This window comes from Lonsdalea britannica, from assembly GCF_946477055.1.
Lineage (GTDB): Bacteria > Pseudomonadota > Gammaproteobacteria > Enterobacterales > Enterobacteriaceae > Lonsdalea > Lonsdalea britannica_A.
The window spans coordinates 1-3412 of the sequence record NZ_CAMKXG010000318.1 but is presented as its reverse complement, the minus strand read 5'-3'; the positions used below and the strand labels follow the sequence as shown (position 1 = coordinate 3412).

The 3412-nt window shown below is 55.9% G+C and carries 5 protein-coding genes and 1 pseudogene; all 6 read left to right on the top strand.

Annotation, left to right across the window (positions count from 1 at the left end):
• Positions 1–405 (top strand): sensor histidine kinase (locus tag Q7O77_RS15920; protein WP_304169595.1); only part of this gene is annotated, 405 nt, incomplete at its 5' end.
• Between the two features lie 56 nt (positions 406–461).
• Positions 462–1100: a response regulator transcription factor gene (locus Q7O77_RS15915; RefSeq protein ID WP_304169592.1), complete on the top strand. Its 639-nt coding sequence runs from the start codon at positions 462–464 to the stop codon at positions 1098–1100.
• Between the two features lie 283 nt (positions 1101–1383).
• Positions 1384–2346 (top strand): sigma 54-interacting transcriptional regulator, encoded by a 963-nt coding sequence (locus tag Q7O77_RS15910; RefSeq protein WP_304169589.1) that lies wholly within the window; start codon positions 1384–1386, stop codon positions 2344–2346.
• A 151-nt stretch (positions 2347–2497) separates the two neighbouring features.
• Positions 2498–2701 (top strand): ATP-dependent helicase HrpA, encoded by a 204-nt coding sequence (locus tag Q7O77_RS15905; protein ID WP_085653549.1) that lies wholly within the window; start codon positions 2498–2500, stop codon positions 2699–2701.
• Positions 2702–2830: 129 nt separating this feature from the next.
• The gene (locus tag Q7O77_RS15900; RefSeq protein ID WP_304169598.1) at positions 2831–3154 is read left to right on the top strand and encodes an EscI/YscI/HrpB family type III secretion system inner rod protein; all 324 of its coding nucleotides are present in this window, start codon (positions 2831–2833) and stop codon (positions 3152–3154) included.
• Between the two features lie 10 nt (positions 3155–3164).
• A pseudogene (locus tag Q7O77_RS15895) lies at positions 3165–3412 on the top strand (EscJ/YscJ/HrcJ family type III secretion inner membrane ring protein); the annotation flags it as partial.

The following is a 3412-nucleotide window of genomic DNA, read 5'->3' as shown; positions in this document are numbered from 1 at the left end:
CTGGATATGGGATTGACGCTGGCGCTGGAATGGCTGCGGGATGACTTTGTCCGCCAATACGGCGTTGAGTGTCAGCTGCATGCGCCGGAACCCGACGTTTTGATGAACGACGAGTGCGCGACCGCCGCTTTTCGCGTGGTGCAGGAGTCGCTGACTAACATTGCTCGCCACGCCGCCGCCAGCGAGGTCGTCATTGCGCTCGAAAACCGGGAGGGGCTGATCGTGCTTAGCGTGCAGGACGACGGCCGCGGTTTCGACGCCCGCGAGCAAAAGCCCAACACGTTCGGCCTTATGGGCATGAAAGAACGCGGAAGAATGCTGGGCGGCGAAGTGACAATCACCAGCCAGCCTGGCAGCGGTACGTTGATCCGTATGACGTTCCCGCAGCGCGCCGTCGTGCGCTAAATCCGCACAGAAGGACGGTAGAGACACTACGGTCATCATCTTGGGAGATACACCGAATGAAACTCATCCGATTAATGATCGCCGACGATCACGTCATCATGCGGGAGGGACTGAAACAGATATTTGCGCTGGACGATATGTTGCAGGTGGTGGCGGAGGCGGGAAATGGCGCGCAGGTGCTCACCACGCTGCGAGAAGTCGATATCGATCTGTTGCTGCTGGATATGAGTATGCCGGGCATATGCGGCGAGGAGCTGATTCTCCGGGTCCTGGCGCAGTACCCGAACCTGCCCATTCTGATTCTGAGCATGTACAGCGAACCGCAAATAGCACGACGAGTGCTGAAAAGCGGCGCACTGGGCTACATCACCAAGGACAAAGACCCGGAAGCGTTGCTGACCGCCATCCGCCGAGTCGCGCAAGGCGCGCGCTACATCGACCAAACCATTGCCGAGCAAATCGTCTTTGCGGACTATCTCACGGACGATCGTCCTTGCCACAGCGTGCTGACCGCGCGGGAACATCAGGTGATGGTCATGTTGGCGCAGGGAATGGGCGTGAATGCGATCGCGGAGGCGCTGGCGATCAGCAACAAAACGGTCAGCACCCATAAGTCGCGGCTGATGGAAAAAATGCAGTTTACGTCTAACGTCGATATCGTCAAATACGCCTTGAAACAACGCTTGATCCCGTAGCACGGCGCTGAATGAACAGCCAAAAAATAGCCATTCAAAACCTGCGGGTAAGGATTTTCCTACTTTTTTATCAATTATTCCTACAGCAACTTCAGCAGTTGACTGATGGCTTCTGACAGCGATGGCGGTAATGCTTTAGCGTCTTCATCAAATAACCGTAAGTTATTACTTTTTTTTGTACGTGAATCGTTAAGAAACTGTAAGCATAATAATGAAGCCGCAGGTTAAACCATTGACAGTGGTTGCCTAGATAAGGATAGCCCTCAAGGGTACAGGAGTTGTCATGAGCATCAGAAACCGTAGTGTATCGAGTCGACATCTTCCCTTTATTGATTGTGGAAACTTTTTTGAAAGCCAGGAAGATGATATTCATGCCGGGTTAAGCGCCTTAATCCGTGATATCGCTCCGCTAAATGTCGACATTATTCTCGAAGGGGAAACGGGGACCGGCAAAGATACGCTGGCGCGCCGTATTCACCAGCTCTCTGGGTGTTCTGGACCGCTGGTGGCGGTCAACTGCGCTGCGGTCCCGGAAAGTCTGGCGGAAAGTGAACTCTTCGGCGTGGTGTCCGGCGCTTATACCGGCGCCCACCGCTCGCGCGCCGGCTACCTCGAGACCGCAGATAAAGGCATTCTGTTTCTTGATGAGATAGACAGCATGCCGCTGACGCTACAGGCCAAGATGCTGCGCGTGCTCGAAAATCGCGGCATTGAACGGCTGGGCAGTACCCAGTTCAAGCCCGTCGATATGCGGGTGATCGTCGCGACGCAGACCCCGCTGATCAAGCTGGTGGAAGAAGGGCGATTTCGTCGCGATCTCTACTTTCGTCTGGATACCGTCAAAATTCAGCTGCCTACGCTGCGCTCCCGCAGTGACATCATCCTACCCATGTTCCAGCGCTTTACGCGTGCTGCCGCCGAGCGGTTGCAGCGCCCGGTGCCCGCCCTGTGCGCGGAGGTGCATGAGCGGCTGCTGACCCACAGCTGGCCGGGCAATCTGCGCGAGCTCAAAGCCGCCGCCGAACGTTGGGTATTAGGACTGTCCCCGCTGGCGTCTAACACCGAGGCCGAAACGGCCCCGACCCAGCTGAAACACCGGCTGCGGCGCATCGAAAAATTTCTGATCCAGGATGCATTGCGGCGTAACGGCCATTGCATCGACGACGTCGTGACAGAACTGGGGATCCCCAAACGTACTCTCTACCACCGTCTTAAGCTGCTGAACGTACCTTCACGGGGTTTCTGACGGACGGTGGGCAGGCCTGCGGCGAAAAAAGGATGTTCATCCGGAACCGTTGACCGTTATCTCCTACTTAATGGATGAACACGATGACGGGATAGTCGTCATCCGGTTCATCACACTCTCAACGGACTTATTTATTACTGGAGATAACACTATGTTTGGACTTTCAAATGCCGCATCCCTGGCCTCAATGCAGACGCTGGACAAAACCATGGCGGAAACTACGGCCATGACCACGGCGGCGCAGAGCCAGAAAATGAAAACGGATGCGATGAACTCCATCACCGACATGCAGATGGACTCTGCATCGAAAGCGATGAACGCCAGCACCAAGACAGCGAAGTCGATCCAGTTCTGATCGCAGGTTATAGGCTGTTGAATGGCCGGGGGATTCCCCCGGTTTTTTATGGGTGGAATTTCATCGCTAAGAGGCAGAAACAGCATGAAAATTTCTCAGGTTTCAGGCGCGAGTCATGCGTCTTCGGGCATGGACCGACACGATGCAGCGACGACGCCCGCAGCGGAAGATGTGTCATGGTTCAGCGCCGCGATCTCGCCCGGCGCGACGGCGAACGAGCCGCCACAAGGCAACGCCGTCTGGATGGAGGCGCTGGCTGGTCGCTCCGGTCATCTCGACGGGCTGCGGCAGAAAGCCGAACGACAGGTCGGCAAAAGCCTCCATAGCAACAATCCCAAGGATGTGATGGACGCCACGCGTACGCTGTCTTCGTTTTATCTCGAGAGTTTGCTGAATGCGAAGGTGGTGGCTAAAAGCGTACAAAGTCTTGAAAAACTCACCAACCTACAGTGAGGGTAAAGCAATGCGTCACGGTGTAATCAAACGCTGGCTTCCCTTGCTGCTGGTCTGGCTTCTGGCGGGATGCGGCGACCGCGTGGAGCTGTATCGCGACCTGTCGGAAAACGACGCCAACGAGGTGATTGCCCAGCTTGGCAGTTATCACATCGATGCCGAGAAAAGTATCGACAAAACCGGCATTTCGCTGCTGATCGACGCCCGCGATATCGAGCGGGCGGTGAATATTTTGAATGCCGCCGGGCTGCCGCGGCA